This is a genomic window from Tabrizicola aquatica (genome assembly GCF_002900975.1).
GTDB classification, from domain to species: Bacteria; Pseudomonadota; Alphaproteobacteria; order Rhodobacterales; family Rhodobacteraceae; genus Tabrizicola; species Tabrizicola aquatica.
Window position 1 is genome coordinate 512,431 of the sequence record NZ_PJON01000002.1, and the last position, 18,381, is coordinate 530,811.

19 protein-coding genes and 2 tRNA genes are annotated in these 18,381 nt (G+C 68.0%); 5 read left to right on the forward strand and 16 right to left on the reverse strand.

Going from position 1 to position 18,381, the window contains the following annotated elements:
• The first annotated feature begins 15 nt into the window (after positions 1-15).
• Positions 16-1,482 carry an ABC transporter permease family protein gene (locus CXR42_RS10820; protein WP_146038058.1) on the forward strand — a complete coding sequence of 489 codons (1,467 nt, stop codon included), beginning with the start codon at positions 16-18 and terminating at the stop codon, positions 1,480-1,482.
• Positions 1,469-2,167 carry a thiamine ABC transporter ATP-binding protein gene (locus CXR42_RS10825; RefSeq protein WP_103257759.1) on the forward strand — a complete coding sequence of 233 codons (699 nt, stop codon included), beginning with the start codon at positions 1,469-1,471 and terminating at the stop codon, positions 2,165-2,167. Before CXR42_RS10820 ends, CXR42_RS10825 begins: the two co-directional genes overlap by 14 nt.
• A 50-nt stretch (positions 2,168-2,217) precedes the next feature.
• Here CXR42_RS10825 and CXR42_RS10830 read toward each other — a convergent pair whose 3' ends face one another.
• The 9 genes from CXR42_RS10830 to CXR42_RS10870 form a co-directional block, all read right to left on the reverse strand.
• Positions 2,218-3,009, reverse strand: coding sequence for a cytochrome c1 (locus CXR42_RS10830; RefSeq protein ID WP_103257544.1), 792 nt, complete (start codon positions 3,007-3,009; stop codon positions 2,218-2,220).
• Between the two features lie 14 nt (positions 3,010-3,023).
• Positions 3,024-4,361 (reverse strand): cytochrome b, encoded by a 1,338-nt coding sequence (gene petB / locus CXR42_RS10835; protein WP_103257545.1) that lies wholly within the window; start codon positions 4,359-4,361, stop codon positions 3,024-3,026.
• Between the two features lie 12 nt (positions 4,362-4,373).
• Positions 4,374-4,952 (reverse strand): ubiquinol-cytochrome c reductase iron-sulfur subunit, encoded by a 579-nt coding sequence (gene petA / locus CXR42_RS10840; protein WP_103257546.1) that lies wholly within the window; start codon positions 4,950-4,952, stop codon positions 4,374-4,376.
• A gap of 179 nt (positions 4,953-5,131) precedes the next feature.
• Positions 5,132-5,740, reverse strand: coding sequence for a glutathione S-transferase (locus CXR42_RS10845; RefSeq protein WP_103257547.1), 609 nt, complete (start codon positions 5,738-5,740; stop codon positions 5,132-5,134).
• Entirely contained in the window at positions 5,737-6,042 is a 306-nt protein-coding gene (locus CXR42_RS10850; protein ID WP_103257548.1) for a hypothetical protein, read from the reverse strand. The genes CXR42_RS10845 and CXR42_RS10850 overlap by 4 nt, the downstream gene beginning before the upstream one ends.
• Before the next feature lie 1,080 nt (positions 6,043-7,122).
• Positions 7,123-7,593, reverse strand: a complete 471-nt coding sequence (locus CXR42_RS10855; protein ID WP_103257549.1) for a hypothetical protein — start codon at positions 7,591-7,593, stop codon at positions 7,123-7,125.
• Positions 7,590-8,210, reverse strand: coding sequence for an FMN-binding negative transcriptional regulator (locus tag CXR42_RS10860; RefSeq protein ID WP_103257550.1), 621 nt, complete (start codon positions 8,208-8,210; stop codon positions 7,590-7,592). Before CXR42_RS10860 ends, CXR42_RS10855 begins: the two co-directional genes overlap by 4 nt.
• A 220-nt stretch (positions 8,211-8,430) precedes the next feature.
• Positions 8,431-8,556, reverse strand: coding sequence for a type B 50S ribosomal protein L36 (gene ykgO / locus CXR42_RS10865; RefSeq protein WP_023666132.1), 126 nt, complete (start codon positions 8,554-8,556; stop codon positions 8,431-8,433).
• Between the two features lie 66 nt (positions 8,557-8,622).
• Positions 8,623-8,697, reverse strand: a tRNA-Val gene (locus tag CXR42_RS10870).
• A 162-nt stretch (positions 8,698-8,859) separates the two neighbouring features.
• Here CXR42_RS10870 and CXR42_RS10875 point away from each other — a divergent pair.
• A complete protein-coding gene (locus CXR42_RS10875) occupies positions 8,860-9,732 on the forward strand; it encodes an N-formylglutamate amidohydrolase (RefSeq protein ID WP_425444856.1) in 873 nt (290 codons plus the stop codon).
• A gap of 27 nt (positions 9,733-9,759) precedes the next feature.
• Here the strand turns inward: CXR42_RS10875 and CXR42_RS10880 are convergent, their stop codons facing one another.
• Both CXR42_RS10880 and CXR42_RS10885 read right to left on the reverse strand, forming a co-directional pair.
• Positions 9,760-11,016: a DNA polymerase IV gene (locus tag CXR42_RS10880; protein ID WP_103257552.1), complete on the reverse strand. Its 1,257-nt coding sequence runs from the start codon at positions 11,014-11,016 to the stop codon at positions 9,760-9,762.
• 136 nt (positions 11,017-11,152) lie between these two features.
• On the reverse strand, positions 11,153-12,172 hold the full coding sequence (locus CXR42_RS10885) for a TerC family protein (protein ID WP_103257553.1): 1,020 nt from the start codon (positions 12,170-12,172) through the stop codon (positions 11,153-11,155).
• 294 nt (positions 12,173-12,466) lie between these two features.
• Between CXR42_RS10885 and aroC the strand changes: the two genes are divergently transcribed.
• Positions 12,467-13,567: a chorismate synthase gene (gene aroC / locus CXR42_RS10890; protein ID WP_103257554.1), complete on the forward strand. Its 1,101-nt coding sequence runs from the start codon at positions 12,467-12,469 to the stop codon at positions 13,565-13,567.
• Entirely contained in the window at positions 13,567-14,154 is a 588-nt protein-coding gene (locus CXR42_RS10895) for a hypothetical protein (protein WP_103257555.1), read from the forward strand. The genes aroC and CXR42_RS10895 overlap by 1 nt, the downstream gene beginning before the upstream one ends.
• Here the strand turns inward: CXR42_RS10895 and CXR42_RS10900 are convergent.
• The 5 genes from CXR42_RS10900 to CXR42_RS10920 form a co-directional block, all read right to left on the reverse strand.
• Positions 14,148-14,948, reverse strand: a complete 801-nt coding sequence (locus tag CXR42_RS10900) for an HpcH/HpaI aldolase family protein (RefSeq protein WP_103257556.1) — start codon at positions 14,946-14,948, stop codon at positions 14,148-14,150. The genes CXR42_RS10895 and CXR42_RS10900 overlap by 7 nt on opposite strands.
• 4 nt (positions 14,949-14,952) lie before the next feature.
• The gene (locus CXR42_RS10905) at positions 14,953-15,504 is read right to left on the reverse strand and encodes a DUF4202 domain-containing protein (RefSeq protein ID WP_103257557.1); all 552 of its coding nucleotides are present in this window, start codon (positions 15,502-15,504) and stop codon (positions 14,953-14,955) included.
• 80 nt (positions 15,505-15,584) lie between these two features.
• Positions 15,585-15,660: transfer RNA gene (locus CXR42_RS10910), tRNA-Thr, on the reverse strand.
• A gap of 63 nt (positions 15,661-15,723) precedes the next feature.
• Positions 15,724-17,184, reverse strand: a complete 1,461-nt coding sequence (locus CXR42_RS10915) for a heme biosynthesis protein HemY (protein WP_103257558.1) — start codon at positions 17,182-17,184, stop codon at positions 15,724-15,726.
• The gene (locus tag CXR42_RS10920; RefSeq protein ID WP_103257559.1) at positions 17,184-18,347 is read right to left on the reverse strand and encodes a COG4223 family protein; all 1,164 of its coding nucleotides are present in this window, start codon (positions 18,345-18,347) and stop codon (positions 17,184-17,186) included. Before CXR42_RS10920 ends, CXR42_RS10915 begins: the two co-directional genes overlap by 1 nt.
• Between the last annotated feature and the right edge of the window lie 34 nt (positions 18,348-18,381).

Below are 18,381 nucleotides of genomic sequence, written 5' to 3' on the forward strand. Positions count from 1 at the left end.
CTGGTCCTGGCGCCGATGGCGGCGGTCGGCTGGCGCGGGGCGGGGATTGCGCTGGGCCCGGCAGATTGGGCGGTGATCCGGTTCTCGGTCACACAAGCCGTTCTTTCGGCGGGTTTCTCCACGGTGCTTGCCATCCCGGTGGCCCGCGCCCTGGCCCGCAGGCGCTTTGCGGGGCGGGGCGCCCTTGTCACCCTGATGGGCGCGCCTTTTCTGCTGCCCGCCGTCGTCGCCGTCCTGGGACTGCTGGCGGTGTTCGGCCGGTCCGGGGTGCTGAACCAGGGGCTGCTGGCGGTCGGCCTGCCGCCGATCTCGATCTATGGGCTGCACGGCGTCGTGCTGGCGCATGTGTTCCTGAACCTGCCCCTTGCCACGCGGATGATCCTGCAAGGCTGGCTTGCCCTGCCGGCCGAGCGTATCCGCCTGGCCCGCTCGCTGGGTTTCACCCCGAATGAGACGTTCCGCCACCTGGAATGGCCCATGCTGCGCGAGGTGCTGCCGGGCGTGGCACTGGTGATTCTGGTGATCTGCCTGACCAGCTTTGCCGTGGTGCTGACGCTGGGTGGCGGGCCATCGGCGACCACCATCGAGCTGGCGATCTATCAGGCCGTTCGGTTCGAGTTCGACCTGGCCCGCGCCGCCGGGTTGGCGGGGGTGCAGGTGGCGCTTTGCGCGGTGGCGGCGCTGGTGGCCTGGGTGATGGTGCGGCCGGCCGGATTCGGCGCTGGCCTGGACCGTGACCTGGCGCTGGCCCGGCCGGGTGGGTGGCGGTGGGGGCTGGACGGTCTGGCCCTGATCCTGGCGGCTGCGTTCCTGGTTCTTCCGCTGGGGGCTGTCGTCCTGCGCGGGGTGCCGGGGCTGGCGGACCTGCCGGCCTCGGTCCTGCCGGCGGCGGGGCGGTCGGTGCTGGTGGCGCTGGTCTCGGCCGCGCTGGCGACATCGGCGGCGCTGGTGCTGGCCCTGGCGGCGGCCCGGCGGCCCGCGCCGGGGATCGAGGCGGCGGCAACCCTGCCGCTGGCCACCTCGGGGTTGGTGCTGGGAACGGGGCTGTTCCTGTTGATCCAGCCCTTTGCCCCGCCGATGCGGCTGGCCTTGCCAGTGACGATCCTGGTCAACACGGCGCTCTCGCTGCCCTATCTGTACCGCATCCTGCTGCCGCAGACCCGCGCCCTTGCCGCGGATTACGGGCGGCTGGCCGACAGTCTGGCCCTGACAGGCTGGGCGCGGTTGCGCTGGCTGGTCCTGCCGCGTCTGGCCCGGCCGTTGGGTTTTGGCGCGGGGATCGCGGCGGCCCTGTCGATGGGCGACCTTGGCGCAATCGCCTTGTTCGCGGGGGAACGGCAAGCAACCCTGCCGCTTGTCGTCAGCCAGTTGACCGGGGCATACCGGTTGGAGGCGGCGGCCTCGGCCTCGCTTTTGCTGGTGGTGCTGTCCTTTGCCCTGTTCTGGGCCTGTGATGCTTGGGGGCGTCGTGCTGGAGCTTGACCATCTGACTCTGGTGCAGGGCGGCTTCCACCTGACCGCCCACTGGACCGCTGCGGCAGGAGAGCGGATTGCCGTGATGGGGCCATCGGGGTCGGGCAAATCCACGCTGCTGTCGGCCATGGCCGGTTTTCTGGCGCCCCAGGCCGGGGCGATTCGCTGGGCGGGGCAGGATCTTGCGGGGCAGGAGCCCGGCGCGCGGCCGGTGACGATCCTGTTCCAGGACCAGAACCTGTTCCCGCACCTGACCCTGGCGCAGAACCTGAGCCTGGGGCTGCGGCCTGACCTGCGGCTATCGGCCGAGCAGCGCCTTCAGGTTGATCGGGCGCTGGAGCGGGTGGAACTGGCCGGGATGGGCGCGCGGCGGCCGGCGCAGCTGTCGGGTGGGCAGGCCAGCCGGGCCGCACTGGCGCGGGCGCTGCTGCGGGCGCGGCCGATCCTGCTGCTGGACGAACCCTTTGCCGCCCTTGGCCCGGCGCTGCGGCGCGAGATGTTGGCCCTGGTCGACGAGGTTGCAGCCAGCACCGGCGCGCTGGTGATTCTGGTCACGCATGACCCCGACGATGTCCGCACGTTTGCCAGCCGGACCGCCTTTATCGCCGATGGGGTAGTGCAATCCCCGCTGCCGACGGCTGCCCTGCTGGACGACCCGCCGCCCGCCCTGCAGGACTATCTTGGGCGCAAATGAAAAGCCCCGCCACGGGGGCGGGGCTTTCGATTCGTTTGGCAGTCTGCCGATCAGGCGTGCTGCTTCTTGCCCTTGATGCCTGCCCAAAGCCGCTTGTTGGTCAGGTACAGCAGCGTCGACAGGATGATCAGGAAGATCACGCTGACAAAGCCGGCCTGCTTGCGGTCCATCAGCTTGGGCTCGGCCGTCCACATCAGGAAGGCGGACACATCCTCGGCCATGTGATGCACGGTGGCGGGGTGGCCGTCGGCATAGGTCACCTGGTCATCGGACAGCGGCGGGGCCATCGCGATCCAGCCGCCCGGGAAGGCGGTGTTCGCATAGAAGAAGGACCCGAACTCTTCCTTCTCTTCGCCGGTATAGCCGGTGAGGATCGAGTAGATGTATTCCGGTCCGCCCATGCCCTTGAACAGCTGGTTCATCCCCGTGCCGTAAGGCCCGTGGAAGCCAGCGCGGGCCTTGGCCATCATCGACAGGTCCGGTGCGCCGGCGTTGTTGTTGGCCGGGAAGTTGTCGGTCGGCAGGCCCTCACGGTCCTCGCCGGTTTCCTTGTCGGTCACGGTGAACTGCGTCGCATAGGCGCGCACCTGGTCTTCGGGCAGGCCGGGGCCGCCCTCGTCCGACAGGGTGCGCAGCGGGACGTATTTCAGACCGTGGCAGCCCGAGCAGACCTCGGTATAGACCTGAAGGCCGCGCTGCAGCTGGAACTGGTCGAACTTGCCGAACGGACCTTCGTGGGCAAAGTCGATGTCCTCGATATGCCCTTCTTCCCCGGCAGCGAGGGCAAGCCCCGCCGTCAGGACCAGTGCCGAAGCGGCGGTGAGTGCGATTTTCCTGAACATGCTCAGTTCCTTTCTCACTCGGCCGCGACGGTTTTGGTGCCGCCGACGTTCGGCGCGTAGTGCGCGTTGAAGTCTTCCTCGATCGTGGCCGGCTGAGGCAGCGGCTTTTCGATCACGCCCAAGAGCGGCAGGATCACCAGGAAGTAGGCGAACCAGTAGGCCGAGGCGATCAGCGAGATCGTGGCATAGGGCTCGTCCGCCGGCATGGCGCCGCACCACATCAGGACGATGAAGTCGACGACCAGCAGGGCGAACCACCACTTGAACATCGGGCGATAGCGGCCCGACCGCACCGAGGAAGTGTCCAGCCAGGGCGCCAGCGCCATGACCGCGATAGCCCCGAACATCGCCAGAACGCCGAAGAACTTGGCGTCGATGATGCCGAAGGACAGCCACTCGGCCGCGATCACGATCCAGACGTCGGCCGTAAAGGCACGCAGGATCGCGTAGAACGGCAGGAAGTACCATTCCGGGACGATGTGCGCGGGCGTCGAAAGCGGGTTCGCCTCGATATAGTTGTCGGGGTGGCCCAGGTAGTTCGGCATGAAGCCGACGATGGCGAAGAACACCGCCAGGATCACGGCCAGCGCGAACAGGTCCTTGATCACGAAGTAGGGCCAGAACGGCACGGTGTCACGCTCGGCCTCTTCCTTGGAGCCGCGGCGGACTTCAACCCCGGTCGGGTTGTTGTTGCCGGTGGTGTGGAAGGCCCAGATATGCACCGCGACAAGGGCCGCGATGACGAAGGGCAGCAGATAGTGCAGCGAGAAGAAGCGGTTCAGCGTGGCGTTGTCCACCGCCGGGCCGCCCAGCAGCCAGGTCTGGATCGGTTCGCCAATGCCCGGGATCGCGCCGAAGAGGCCGGTGATCACGGTTGCACCCCAGAAGGACATCTGACCCCAGGGCAGAACATAGCCCATGAAGGCGGTGCCCATCATCAGAAGGTAGATCAGCATGCCGATGATCCAGGTGATCTCGCGCGGGGCCTTGTAGGACCCGTAGTAGAGACCACGGAAGATGTGCAGGTAGACCGCGAAGAAGAACAGCGAGGCGCCGTTCATGTGCAGGTAGCGGATGAAGTAGCCGCCGTTCACGTTGCGCATGATATGCTCGATCGACGCGAAGGCGTAGTCGACATGCGGGGTGTAGTGCATCACCAGGATGATGCCGGTGACGATCTGCAACGCAAGGCAGAAGGTCAGGACGATGCCCCAGATCCACATCCAGTTCAGGTTCTTGGGCGTGGGGATCATGATGGTGTCGTACAGCAGCCCCACGATGGGCAGCCGCTTGTGCAGCCAGCGCTGGCCCGAGGTCTTGGGCTCGTAATGGTCGTGCGGAATTCCGGCCATGTCTAAAGATCCTTACCCGAGCTTGATCGTGGTTTCGTCGAAGAAGGCGGCGACGGGAACGTCAAGGTTCCGGGGCGCCGGTCCTTTGCGGATGCGACCCGCCGTATCGTAGTGCGAGCCGTGGCAGGGGCAGAACCAGCCGCCGAACTCACCGGCGCCATCGCCCAGCGGAACGCAGCCCAGGTGCGTGCAGACGCCCATCATCACCAGCCACTCGCCGGCTTCGTCCAGCGTGCGGTTCACGTCCGAGGCATCGGCCCCCGGCTTGTTCGCGTTCTGCGCCTGCGCGTCGATGATCGTCGGATCGGTCAGCTCGGTCGCCCGGGCGGCTTCGATCTCTTCCGCGGTGCGGCGGCGGATGAACACCGGCTTGCCCAGCCATTTCACCGTCAGCTGCGTCCCCTGCTCGACCGCCGAGACGTCGACCAGGATCGAGGCCAGCGCCTGCACGTCGGCCGAAGGGTTCATCTGGTTGACCAGCGGCCAGACGGCGGCACCCGTGGCCACCGCGCCGGCACCAGCCGTTGCGTAGTACAGGAAATCCCGCCGAGTGCCTTGGCCGGTGCCTGCGTGATCGTCTGCGTGGGACACGAGATCTTCTCCCCTTTCAGGCCGGTGATGCCGACCCATATGACGTGAGGGGCAATGGTAACCCATGCCCCGACGAGGGCGTATCTAGCCAAGGCTTTCGCACTCGTCCAGCGGACAAAGGCGCGCAGGCGGCGTATTCTGTGGGCTGCGGGCCTTGTTGTTGCGTGTTGGACGCGGGATCAGGGCGCGGGGTGGGTGGCCACCATCGCGGGCCGGGCCGCAAAGTCGCGCCACCAGGCCGCCAGCGCGGGGTGATCGCGCGCCCAGTCGCGCTCGGCATGGCGCAGGTCCAGGTAGCCCAGCGCGCAGCCCAGGGCGATGTGGCCCATGTCCAGCGGACCGACAAGGTTGCTCATCCAGCGGTCCTCGACCGCGGCCAGGGCGCGGGCGATCTTCTGCCACTGCGCCTCGACCCATTCAGAGGAGCGGCTGGCCTCGGGGCGGACGTGCACCTCGTACCGCATGAGGACCGCGGCCTCGGCGATGCCGTCGCCGGTCGCTTCGATGACAAGGGTGTCCCAAAGATGCGGCGAGGCGGGATAAAGGCCCGCGTGCAGAAGGTCGTCCAGGTAGCGGGTGATGACCCGGCTGTCGTAAAGGGTCGGGCCGTCGGGCCGCTCCAGCGCGGGGATCTTGCCCAGGGGGTTGCGGTCCACCGGCAGCGTGCCGGGGTCCAGCGGGCTGCCCGAGGCGGGGACCAGCGTGACCCGGTCGGTGGCCCCGGCTTCGTGGAGGAGGACCGTCACCTTCCGAACGAAGGGCGACAGGGGGGCGTGGTAGAGCTTCATTCCCCGGTCCCCCGCAAACGCAGGCGGGCGATCAGGCCGGCGTCAATCTCGTAGCTGCGGCCCCGGAAGCGGATCACCCGGCGAGTGCGGGCGGCAAGGTTGGTCTGGCGATCCTCGGCCCGGTCGGCGGGGCGGTGGACGGCCAGCCCCTCATCCATCGCATCCAGCGCGTCCTCGGCCCGCTGGTCGGTGCGGCCGGGGTGGGTGGCCGCGCGGACCCAGCGGGTCACGGCCCAGGTAGTCGTCGCGACCAGGCCGAAGCGGACGGCGAGGGGGATCAGGGGGGCAAGGGGCAGGGGCATGGGAACCTCCGGGCTGCTGGGGGACTGTAGGGCCGGAGGGGGTGGAGTGTAAACTGGCCCGTGATGTGTCCACGGTGGACCGAACGGGGATTTCTTTTGGTTTCAGGTGCTTGAGCGTGGGCAGTAACGGAAAATTAACGGCTGGTCGAGGGCCGCGCGCGACGATTTCGGCGCGCAAGCGGGGCGGGTCTCGGGACATTGGGCGCGGGGGGGTGAACCGCTGGGCCGCTTTCCGCCCCCCGGGGGAGAGAGCAGGCTGACACGAACCGGGGGGCTGGCGGAGGATAGGTGGTCAGGTTTGCCCCGTTACCTGGCACAGGCCGACCTTGGGTGAGGCGGGACCCAGGCTTTGACCGGTGCTGACGCAAACCGGGCAGGCGGGACGCGATAAGTTGGTCATGACCTGACCCGTTCCCGAGGCACAGTTCGCGCTTGAGTTCGGCGGAGCCTGTGCTTGGGGGCGGGGTGGTGGCTGACGGGAGCCAGCGAGGCTTGGGGAAGGAAGGTCGGTTCATGCCTGACCCGTTACCCGGACACGGTCCGCGCTTGCGTGCGGCGAGGTTTGTGTTTGGGGGCCGGGGCGGTGGTGGCTGACGGGAACCGGAGAGGCTGAGAAGGAAGGTTGGTCTGGTCTGACCCTTTCCCAAGGCAAAGTTCGCGCGTGGGTGCAGCGGCGCTTGTGCTTGGGGCCGAGGCGGCTGGGAGAGGAAGGGTGGTTTTTGCCTGACCCGTTTTGCAAGGCACAGTCTGCGCGTGGGTGCGTCATGGCCTTTGCTTTTGGGCCGGGCAGGGGGATGACTTGAGCCGGGTAGGCCGGAAGAGGAAGGGTGGTCCTGGCTTGACCCGGTGCCCAAGGCGCAGTTCGCGCGCGGGTGCAGCGGGGCCTGTGCCTGGAGGCCGGGCGCGGGCTGACCGGGGCCGGGGGGCAGAAACAAGGCAATCCGGCGCGGGCCTGACCAGTTCCAGGTCGAAGTCCGCGTCTTGTTACGGCGAGGCCACGGCTTAGGGCCGGGGCCGCCCGTGGCGCCCGCGCCGCGACCTGGGGCGCGGCCGTCCTGCACAATCTCAACGGGGGCGGGCTCAACGGGGGCGGGTCAGCCAGTCGTTGACCGCGCGGGCCATCGCTTCCGGGCGCCGGCCGCTGGTGTAATAGCTGGTGAAGGGGACAACCTCGGGCGGGTCGCGCAGGTCCAGCTCCATCCGGTAGGTGGTGCCGTCGCCGTCGGTGCTGACCCCGACGCGCGCCTGGTCCAGCCGATCCAGCGCGTGCGTCGCAATGGTCAGGCCCAGGACCGAGCGGCGGGTTCGGGTCACGGTGCCGGTGCTGCGGTCGAAGGTCAGGCGCACCCGCTGCACCATCAGCGCCCCGATCAGGACCGGCACGCCGACACCGACCAGAAGCATCATTGCCCCGCCGAACCCCTCACCCGAGGCAAGGAGCGCCATGCCGCCAAAGGCAAAGACCAGCGCCATGACGATCATCAGGATGCCGATCAGCCAGGGCTGGTCCTCGATCATCAGACTCTGGTCAGTGTCGTGGATGATCTTCATGGCAAGTCCCGCATCAGAGCGGCGATCTCTTGCGCGGTGGCATTGCCCTTGGACAGGGCCTCGGCGGCGCGGGCGCGGACCTCGGCCGGTTTGTTCTGGTTCAGCTTCCAGGTGCCTTCGACCGAGGTCACATGAAAGCGGAAGGGCAGGATCATCCGCATCATCCGTGGCATCGCGCCTTCGGTCATCTTGGCGCTGGTCCAGGGGCGCTTGTCGGTGATTCGGGATTCATGCTCGGCCGACAGGGCATCGACATGGGGGCGCAGGGCGTCCTCGGGCAGCGGTTCCAGCGTGCCGCGCAGGTGGACGGCGACGTAGTTCCAGGTCGGGACATGGTCGGGCACCTGGTCATGCGGGCCGTACCAGTCGGGCGAGATATAGGCGTCAGGCCCCGAGACGGCGAGGAGGGCGGGGGCGGGAAGGCCGGTGCGGGCGATGGGATTCGAGCGGGCCAGATGCAGGTCGGCAAAGCTGGCGTCGGCGTTCAGGAGGAACGGGATATGGGCGGCAAGCGGGCCGTCGGCGCCGTTCACGGAAAGCAGGCCAAAGCCCCGGGCGCGGGCGAAGGCCAGGTTCTTGTCGCGCGGGTCCTGACGGAAGGCGGGATTGGGGTGCATGTGATTCTTTCGGCCGCGTCTGAGTGCAGGTCAAAACCCTTCGCGCGGTTTTGCAAATCTTTTTGAAAGGATTTGGGGACGGGCGAGGCTGCTCCTCGTGCGACGTCGTCTTGTCGTCGCGGGACAGCGAGGCGTGACGCCGTCATCGACGAGCGGCGGCCAAGGAAAAGGCCGCCGAGGTTTCCCTGGGCGGCCCGTTAGTCCATCTGCCGGAAGCGGCTTAGCCCTGGCGGGCCTTGTAGCGCTTCTGCGTCTTGTTGATCACATAGACGCGGCCTTTGCGGCGCACGACCTGGCAATCGCGATGACGCGTCTTCAGCGAGCGGAGCGAGTTTGCAACCTTCATCAGGCTTCTCCTGTCGCGGCGCGTCTGCGCCGATTGAAAACAACGTGCCCCTTGCGGAGCGGTGAATGGTGGGCGGTACTGGGATCGAACCAGTGGCCACTACGATGTCAACGTAGTGCTCTACCGCTGAGCTAACCGCCCACTTTCCCTGTTCGGCCGCCTTGGTCCCCTTCGGTGAAACGAAAAGGACGCGGGGCGATCCGCGTCGGTCGGGGGGTCTATACTGACAAGTGCGGGGGCCTGCAAGGGGTTTTGGCTTTCAGGATAATGGGGCTATATCGAAGGGGAACGGAAGGACAGCCCTTGCCCGAGATTGCCACCCAGACCACCGAGGCCTTCGTGCTGCATCGCCCCGTCCGGGTGGCCGGGCCGGTGATCTTCGCCTCGCCGCATTCGGGGCGGGATTACCCGAAAAGCTTTCTGGCCCAGGCGCTGCTGGATGCGGCGGCGATCCGGTCGTCCGAGGATGCCTTTGTGGACGAGCTGTTCGATTGCGCGCCGGGTCTGGGGGCGCCGCTTCTGGCGGCGCGGGTGCCGCGGGCCTATCTGGACCTGAACCGGGCGGCCGATGAACTGGACCCGGCGGTGATCGAGGGGATCAACCGGGTGCCGCACAATCCCCGGGTTGCGTCGGGCCTGGGGGTGATTCCCCGCGTGGTGGCCGGGGGGCGGGCGATCTATCGCGGCAAGCTGCCCCTGGCCGAGGCGGAAGCGCGGTTGCGGCGGTACTGGCATCCCTATCACCAGGCGCTGGCGGCGCTGGTCGAGGAGACGCGGGCGGTCCATGGTCAGGCGGTGCTGATCGACTGCCACTCGATGCCGCACGAGGCGATCGAGGCGCATACCCGGCCGGGCCACAACCGGCCCGAAGTGGTGCTGGGAGACCGCTATGGCGTGGCGGCGGGGCGCGAGGTGATGGAGCGGATCGAGGCGGCCTTTGCCGGGGCGGGACTGCGGGTGGGGCGGAATGCTCCGTTCGCGGGGGCCTATGTGGCGCAGGCCTATGGCCGGCCGTCGCGCGGGGTGCATGTGGTGCAGGTCGAGATTGATCGGGCGCTGTACATGGACGAGGTGCGGGTCGAGCCGCTGGCGGGGTTCGAGGCGTTCCGCAGCCTGATTGCCGGTGTGGTGGCCGAACTGGTGCGGCCGTCTGGCGTGGCGCTGGCGGCGGAGTGAAGATTTTTCTGCGAAAAATCAGGTGACTTACCGCAGCGCGCGGCCCTTGATGATTGCCTCGGCGCCGAACTTGGCGCGAATCGCGTCGGTGGCGCGTTCGGCGGCGGCGCGGCGGGTGGCGCCGGGGTCCAGGAGGTCCTGGGAGAGGTCGGCCTGATCCTCGGGGGCAAGGTCGGAGATGCCGACACCGATCAGGCGGAAGGGGCCGCTGGTGCCGGCATGGTCGAAGAGGTCGCGCGCGGCGCGGTAGATGCGGTCGGTCAGCTGCGTGGGATCGGTCAGCGCGTGGCGGCGGGTGACCAGCTGGAAATCCTTGCGCTTCAGTTTCAGCGTCACCGTACGCCCCGCCAGCCGCTTGGCCTTGGCGCGGTCGGCGACCTGCTCGGACAGCCGCCAGAGATGGCCGTCGAGAAGGTCGGGATCCGAAGTATCCTCGAAGAAGGTGGTTTCCTTGGAGATCGACTTCGGCCGCTCGTCGCGTTGTACGCGCCGCGTGTCGAGGCCGCGGGCAAGGTGCCAGAGGCGGTCGCCCATGCTGCCAAACCGCGCGCCGAGGTCGGCGCGGTCCCAGCGCAGAAGATCGGCGATGGCGCGGATGCCGGCCTGTTCCAGCGCGGTCTGGGTTGCCTGGCCTACGCCCCAGATGATGCGGACCGGCTTTGGGCGCAGGAAGGCCTCGGTCTCGGCCTTGCCGATCACGGAAAAGCCGCGCGGTTTGTCGAGGTCGGAGGCGATCTTGGCCAGGAACTTGTTGTGCGACAGGCCGATGGAGCCGGTGAGGCCCAGCTCATCCTCCATCCGCTTGGTCAGGCGGGCCAGGAGGACGGCGGGCGCAGCGCCGTGCAGGCGGGCGGTGCCGGTCAGGTCGAGGAAGGCCTCGTCCAGAGACAGGGGTTCGATGGCGGGGGTCAACTCCTCCATCATCGCGCGGATGGCGCGGGAGGCTTCGGTGTAGGCGGCGAAGCGGGGCTTCACCACCACCGCCTCGGGGCAGAGTTTAAGGGCCTGAAACATCGGCATGGCCGAGCGGACGCCCTTGATCCGGGCGATGTAGCAGCAGGTGGAGACGACGCCGCGCTGCCCGCCGCCGACGATGACGGGCTGGTCGCGCAGGCTGGGGTTGTCGCGTTTCTCGACCGAGGCATAGAAGGCGTCGCAGTCCATGTGGGCGATGGAAAGCTGCGTCAGTTCCGTATGGCTGACCATCCGGGGCGAGCGGCAGGCCGGGCAGCGCGGGGCTGCGCTTTCGATCACGGTCAGGCAGTCGCGGCAGAGGCTGGGCATGGCGCAAGGCTAACATGCCGTGCGGGGGCTTGGGGAGATGGGAACCGCGGGGCCTGGATAGGACGCGCACGATGGGCGCAGAAAAATGCCCGCCCCGGCGACCGGGGCGGGCGTCAGTTTCACCGGACGGGCGGTCTTAATCGGCCGCCTTCACCTCGGCATGGCCGTCATCGTCGCCCCGGGTTTTCCACAGCGAGTAGACGATCCCCGCCGCGATGATGCCGATGGTGATGGCCAGCGACAGGTAGGGGTCGAACTTGCCGAAGAAGTAGCTGTAGAAGCCCTTCAACCCGATGAAGATCAGCACCACGGCCAGCGCATATTTCAGGTAGTGGAAGCGGTGCACCAGCGCGGCCAGCGCGAAATACAGCGCGCGCAGGCCCAGGATCGCCATGATGTTCGCCGTGTAGACGATGAAGGTGTCGGTGGTGATCAGGAAGATCGCCGGGACCGAGTCGACGGCGAAGATCAGGTCGGCGACGTTGATCACGATCAGCGCCACCAGCAGCGGCGTGGCGAACAGGACCAGCTTGCCGGTCACCGGATGCGGCTGGCGGACGAAGAACTTTTGTCCGTGCAAGTCCTTGGTCACGTTCATGTATTTCGCCGTCAGCTTGACGACGGGGTTCTTCGACACATCGGTATCGCCTTCGGGAACCACCAGCATCTTGATGCCGGTGAAGGCGAGGAAGGCGGCAAAGACCAGCGTGACCCAGCCATAGTTCGAGATCAGCTCGGCCCCGATCGCGATCATGATGCCGCGCAGGATGATGACACCGATGATGCCCCAGACCAGCGCGCGATACTGGTATTTCCGCGGAATCGCGAAGTAGCCGAAGATCAGCGAGATGACGAAGACGTTGTCGATCGAGAGAACCTTCTCGATGATGTAGCCTTGGAAATAGCTGGCGACCGGGTTGGTGCCGTCGCTTGTCACAATCGTGCCGTTCGACCAGGCCCACCAGATGTAACCACCAAACAAAATCGCGATGAAAATGTAGAAAGCGGACAGCTTCAGGCTTTCGGCGACGCCAAGCTCGTGGTCGTCCCTGTGCAGGACGCCCAGGTCGAAGATCATCAGCGTGATGACGATCGCCAGGAACAGAAGCCAAAGCCAAAGCGGCTTGGCCAGGAACGTCAGGAAGAGGAATTCCATCCCCGTTTACCTCTCATGATGCGTCGAGAGGTCAGCCTTTTCAGGGGCAGAGTGCCGGGCATGACATCGAGCGCGATTTCTCGATGCGGTCCGACATCACGACAGGCGTCGTCAGAGGGGCCCGGCCCGCAGGGGCATTAAGTGGGCCAGGGGTGCGACAATTCAACCCCTCGCGCGCCGGTTTTTTCACGGAACCGTGACCAACGGGCGCGGGTCGGCCGATTTCCCCGGCCGTAAGGGCTTGTCGCCCGGGCGGCGCGGCCTGTATGCCGGTCGCCAAGCGAGGATATGCGCATGAGCCTGAACACTTTCGGTCACCTTTTCCGCGTCACCACCTGGGGCGAAAGCCACGGGCCGGCCATCGGCTGCACGGTGGATGGCTGCCCGCCCGGCGTCAGCCTGAGCGAGGCGGACCTCCAGCCCTGGCTGGACAAGCGGAAGCCCGGGCAGAACAAGTTCACCACCCAGCGGAAAGAGCCGGACGAGGTGCGCATCCTGTCGGGCGTGTTCGAGGGCAGGACCACGGGCACACCGATCCAGTTGATGATCGAGAATACCGACCAGCGGTCCAAGGACTATGGCGAGATCGCCAGCGCGTTCCGGCCGGGTCATGCCGACATCACCTATCACCAGAAATACGGGCTGCGGGACTATCGCGGGGGTGGTCGGTCCAGTGCGCGCGAGACCGCGTCGCGGGTCGCGGCGGGCGGCGTGGCGCGGGCGGCCCTGGCGGCGCTGGTGCCGGGGCTGCGGATCACCGGCTATATGGTGCAGATGGGGGTGAAGGGGATTGATCGGGCGCGGTTCGATGCGGCCGAGATCGAACGCAATCCGTTCTGGGTGCCGGATGCCGTGGCTGCGGTCGAGTGGGCCGAGTATCTGGACGCGCTGCGGTTGTCCCACAACTCGGTCGGGGCGGTGATCGAGGTGGTGGCCGAGGGGGTTCCGGCCGGTCTGGGCGCGCCGCTGTATGGCAAGCTGGACAGCGACCTTGCGGCGGCGATGATGTCGATCAATGCCGTGAAGGGGGTCGAGATCGGTGAGGGCATGGCCTCGGCCAGCCTGACCGGGGTCGAGAATGCGGACGAGATCCGCATGGGGCCGGAGGGGCCGGAGTATCTGTCGAACCATGCGGGGGGGATTCTGGGCGGGATTTCCACGGGCCAGCCGGTGGTCTGCCGGTTTGCGGTGAAGCCGACGTCGTCGATCCTGACGCCCCGGCAGACGGTGACCCAAGCGGGGACCGAGGTGGACCTGGTGACCAAGGGCCGGCACGACCCCTGCGTCGGCATCCGCGCGGTGCCGGTGGGCGAGGCGATGATGGCCTGCGTGATCCTGGACCATCTCCTGCTGGACCGTGGCCAGACCGGCGGGGTGCGTGGGCTGATCGGCTGATGGTTCGCTGGGGCAAGGTTGAGGTTCCGGAGCTGGAGCAGATCCCGCTGGTTCCCGGAACCAAGGCTCCGGTTTCGGGGCACGGCTTGCTTGCCTTCGGCACCACCCTTCACCGCCCGACCGGTCTGCGCCTGACCGCCTATCAAAGCGATTATAACGATCGCGGACGGTGGCAGGAATTCTACCTGACCCCGCCACCCGGCGAGGACTGGCGGGTTGAGGTCATTGTCAGCACCCCGGTCTCGCTAAGGTCGCGCATCATCGACCACTTTGGGCTAACCGTGGGAGAGGTCTTGCCGCGCCAGACCGAACGCGATCTGGCGCGCCAGTTGTTGCGGAGCGAAGGCGAGACGCATGAATGCGCGACGGCGATGCCTGCTTATGGCGATCCCCCGGCGCGGTGGACCGCCGAACGGCGGGATGCAGCGGTGCTGATGCTGTTCTGGGCCATGGAATGTTACCTGGGCGACCGCTTTCACGGCGATCCCGCCGGGCCATTTCCATCGACGCTTATCTTTGCGCCGACGGGCGTGCCGGAAGAGCTGCACGGCACATTCCGCCATCCGGTGTGGCGGCCCGGTCAGTAACCGCTCGACGCGCCGTCGCCGGCCTGCCCCGTCAACTTGCGGAACCCGGCCACGGCCGCTGCGGCACCCGCAGCCAGAAAACGCGAGTCGCCGCCGACAGTCGTCATCCTGAAGCCCCAGCCGATGGCGCGCTGGGCATAGTCGGGCGTGCCGCAATGCAGGGCGGCGATGATCCCGCGCGCGGTGCAGGCCTCGGCGATGCGGCGGATGGCGGCGATCATCTCGGGCTCTTGCCGGTCCATGCCGAAGGGCAGGTTGCCCTGGCTGACCGACTGGGTCAGGTCCGCCGGGCCGACATAGATCCCGTCAAGGCCCGGCGTGGCGACGATGGCGTCCAGGTTCGCCAGCGCCTCGGCGGTTTCGATCATGGCGAAGGCCAGGAGGCGGGTGTTGGCCTGGGTGGCATAGTCCGGTCCATGGGCAAAGACCGCGCGCGTCGGGCCGAAGCTGCGCACGCCCTGCGGCGGATAGCGCATGTAGCTGACGAAACGGGCCGCGTCCTCGGCCGTGTTGACCATGGGGCAGACCACCCCATCCGCCCCGGCATCCAGCGCCTTCATCACATGGGCGGGGTCAAGCCACGGCACGCGGGCCAGCAGCGTCGCCCCGCTGGCGCGCATGGCTTGCAGCATCGGCAACAGGTCCGTGTAATCCAGCGCGCCGTGCTGCATGTCCACGGTCAGGCTGTCAAAGCCTTGGGCGGCCATGATCTCGGCCACGAAGGGGTTCCCGATGGAACACCAGCCGTTCAGCGTGGGCTGGCCCTGGTCCCAAAGGCTGCGAAGGCGGGTCATGCGGTCACTCCGGCTGGAAGGCGGCGGCGAGGGGGGCGGGCAGGGCGAATTCGGCCAGCACCCGGGCGCGACCCGGGGCGGACATCTTGCGGGCGGTCTTGCGGACGATGTCCTGCACCGCGTCAGGGTCGTGCTTCGCCGCGAAATCGGCGAAATACCAGCGCAGGAACACCAGGCAGATCACATCCTCCAGCGCCTGCACCTCGGCGTCGCGCTTCAGCCCCTCTTTCCGCAGAAGGACGCCGACGCGGGCACAGTCGTCGGGCCCATAGCCCGCGTGTTCCATGATGTCGGCCACCCGTTCGGCATGGCGGCGGGCCTGTTCGCGGCGCCAGGCAAGGTAGCCCTCTTTCCCTTCGGGATAGTCCGAGCGCGGCAGGCGCCAGCGTTCGACATGCTGGCCGCGCGCGGCGATTTGCAGGACTTCGGAGGCATCGGCGACGACGCGGGCCAGTTCCTGCGACATGCGAAGCCCGTATTCCAGCGCCTGTCCCTTGGGGTCGGCGGCGTTTGCCTCGTCGATCGCGGCCAAGGCCTGTTTCAGATCGCCTGCCATCCTGCGCCCCCTCTTGTTCCGGGACCAAGTCTTGCACCATCGGGGGCGCAGCGGAAAGGGGGGAGGGGCAGGCGGAAGAATGGTGCCGGTGAAGGGACTCGAACCCCCGACCCCATCATTACGAATGACGTGCTCTACCAGCTGAGCTACACCGGCATTCTTCCGTGGCGCGGCTCTTAGCATCCGGGGCGGGGACTGTGTAGCCCCAATTTGCAGCCGTCAGGTGGCGCGGCGCGCAATCTCGTCCAGGGGCGGCTGCGGTTCGGGCGGTTCGGGGGGCGGAAGGGCCTCGGGTTCCGGGGCGGGGCGCGGTTCGATCAGGGGCAGAAGCTCGGCCAGCGCCGGAGAGGTGGCCGCCGTCGCCGGAGGTTCGCGCCAGGAGAGCGTGTCGAAGCTGCCGCAGTTGTCGCAGACCGGCTGCCAGCCGTCATGGATCGCGTGGCACTTGTCGCAGACCCATTGCGGACCGCGCGGGGCGGCGATGGCCTTGGCGACCAGATCGCGGACCACGCTGTCCTCGGCGCCCTCACCACGGCTGATCGCTGCCAGAATGGCCAGCGACCGCTGGGTCGGGTGGCGGGTCGGCACATCGTCCAGCGCGCGGCGGGCGGCGGGGAAATCCTCGGCCGCGACCAGAAGCTCGGCCAGGAGCATCTTGGTCTCGTCATGGTCAGGCTGGACGGTGGTCAGGGTGCGGAAGCGTTTCAGGCGGGCCTGCGCGTCCTCATCCGGGACGATCTCGGCGAAGGCGGCGGCGAGGTCGGGGTGGGGCAGCACCTCCCACGCCTTTTTCAGGACGCGGGTGGCATGCTTGGCGTCGCCCTTGGCGATATAGCCGCGCGCGGCCATGGCGGCGGCGGGGATCAGGTCGGGGGATAGGCGGTTCGCCTCGATCGCGGCTTCGCGCGCTTCGATGCTGGCGTCCTCGTCCATCACGGTGCGGGCCTGTTGCAGAGCGAGGACGGCATCGCGGCGGCGGTAGACATCCTTGGGCAGAGCGCCGGCCTTGAGCTTGGCGCCAAGGGTTTGCCGCGCGCCGGACCAGTCGCCCGCGTCGGATTGCAGTTTCAGCAGGATGTCCTGAGTTTCGGCATGGCGCGGGCGCAGTTGGAACGCCTTTTCCGCCAGTTTCAGCGCCACTTCGCGGTCGCCTTCGGCCAGCTTCTTCTGCATCAGGCCGCGAATGCCGACAAAGCGGGTGGCGTCGTCCTTGAGAAGGGTCTTGTACGCCTCGGTCGCCTGCTTGCGGTCGCCCGACGCCTCGGCCGCCTGGGCGATGAGGAGGGTGGTGATCTCGGGCTTGTGCAGCAGGCGTTCGGCGGTCTGGGCGCGGGAGAGGGCCTGGCGCGGCTCGCCGGAAGCAAGGGCAAGCATCGCCTCGGACAGGGCGCGATAGCCTTTGCGTTCGCGGTTGCGGTCGAAATAGCGCGAGATGGCGGTCTCATCGCCGTTCAGGAAGCGGATGATTGCGCCCAGAAGGCCGAGGACCTTGAGGGTCAGCCAGACGGCAAGCAACAGGACGATGCCCAGGACGACGGCCTGGACCGGGCCGATGGTGAACTCCCATCCGGCGACCGTGATGCGCATGGCGCCGCCGGTTTCGGCAAGCATCCCGGCACCCAGGGCCAGGGCGGCGACGGCGGCGACGAAGAGGACGACCTTGGTCAGCGACCACAGCATCAGTTGCCCTCCAGCGCGGCGGTGACGGCAAGGCGGGCCTGGGCCCGGGCGATCCAGTCGGCGAAGGGGGCGCGGATCGGGTCTTGCAGGGCCTGAACCTCGGCCAGGGCGTCGGCAAGGCGGCCTTCCGACAAGGCGAATTCGGCGCGCGAGAGGATGGCGTCGGGGTCGGTGCCTTCGCGCGGGGTCAGGGAGCGCGCGCCGGTCTGGGCGGCGAAGAAGTCGGTCAGTCGTGCGCCCCAGCCGTCCTCGGTCGCGCTGGCGCGGGCCAGTTGCAGGGCCTGCCGGGCGGCTTCGGGGAAGTCGGATTGCAGGGATTCCAGCGTGGGCACGCCGGCGGCATGGGGGGCGAGTGTGGCGGTCAGGTCGGGATCATCCAGCGCGTCGAGTTCGGCCTGGAAGCCAGCGCCGGTGGCCACGGCATCGCGAAGGCGGTCCAGGCCGGCGGCGCGGGTCGCTTCGGCGGCGGCAGCGGCGGCTTCCTCGGCGCGGCGGGTGGCTGCTGCCTCGGCCTCGGCCAGGCGGGCAAGGGCGGCGTCAACCTCGGCCTGGTCGGCGGCGGGGGGCTGGGCGGCGAGGCGCTGTTCCAGGTCCGCAAGCCGCGAGGCGAGGGCGGCGGTGGAGGCGGTGCCGTCCTGGGGCAGCGTCTCGATCGCGGCGAGGCGGTCGTCCAGGGCGTCCAGCCGGGCGGTGTCGGGCTGCGCGGCCGGGGTGGATTCCAGCGTGGCCAGGCGGGTGGAGAGGGCGTCCAGATCGCCGCGCAGGGTGGCAAGGGCGGCGGCCTGGTCCTGGTCGGCCTGGGCCAGGGGGGCAAGGTCCACCACGGGGGCGGGGGATGCGAGGTTCAGAAGGTTGTAATGCGATACGGCAAAGCCACCGGCAGCGGCAAGGGCACCACCCAGAAGCGGGCCGAAGATGCCAAGGCCACGGCGGCGGGGCGGGGTTGGCGGTCGTGGCGGGACGGAGGGTGGCACGATCTCGGCCGCCAGCGCATCGGTGGGCAGGGGGGCGGAGCCATCAGGGCTGGCGGGCGGCGCGTCCGGGGCTGGTTCAGGGGGCAGGGCGTCCGAGGCCAGCCCGTCCTGCGCAGCGGCGGAACCGGGCGCGGGGCTTTCGGGGATCTCGACCTGGGTCTCGGTCAAGGGGTCCTTGCGTCTTGCCATGGCTTTGGCCCTTTCACCGTTCTTCTTCCACCTA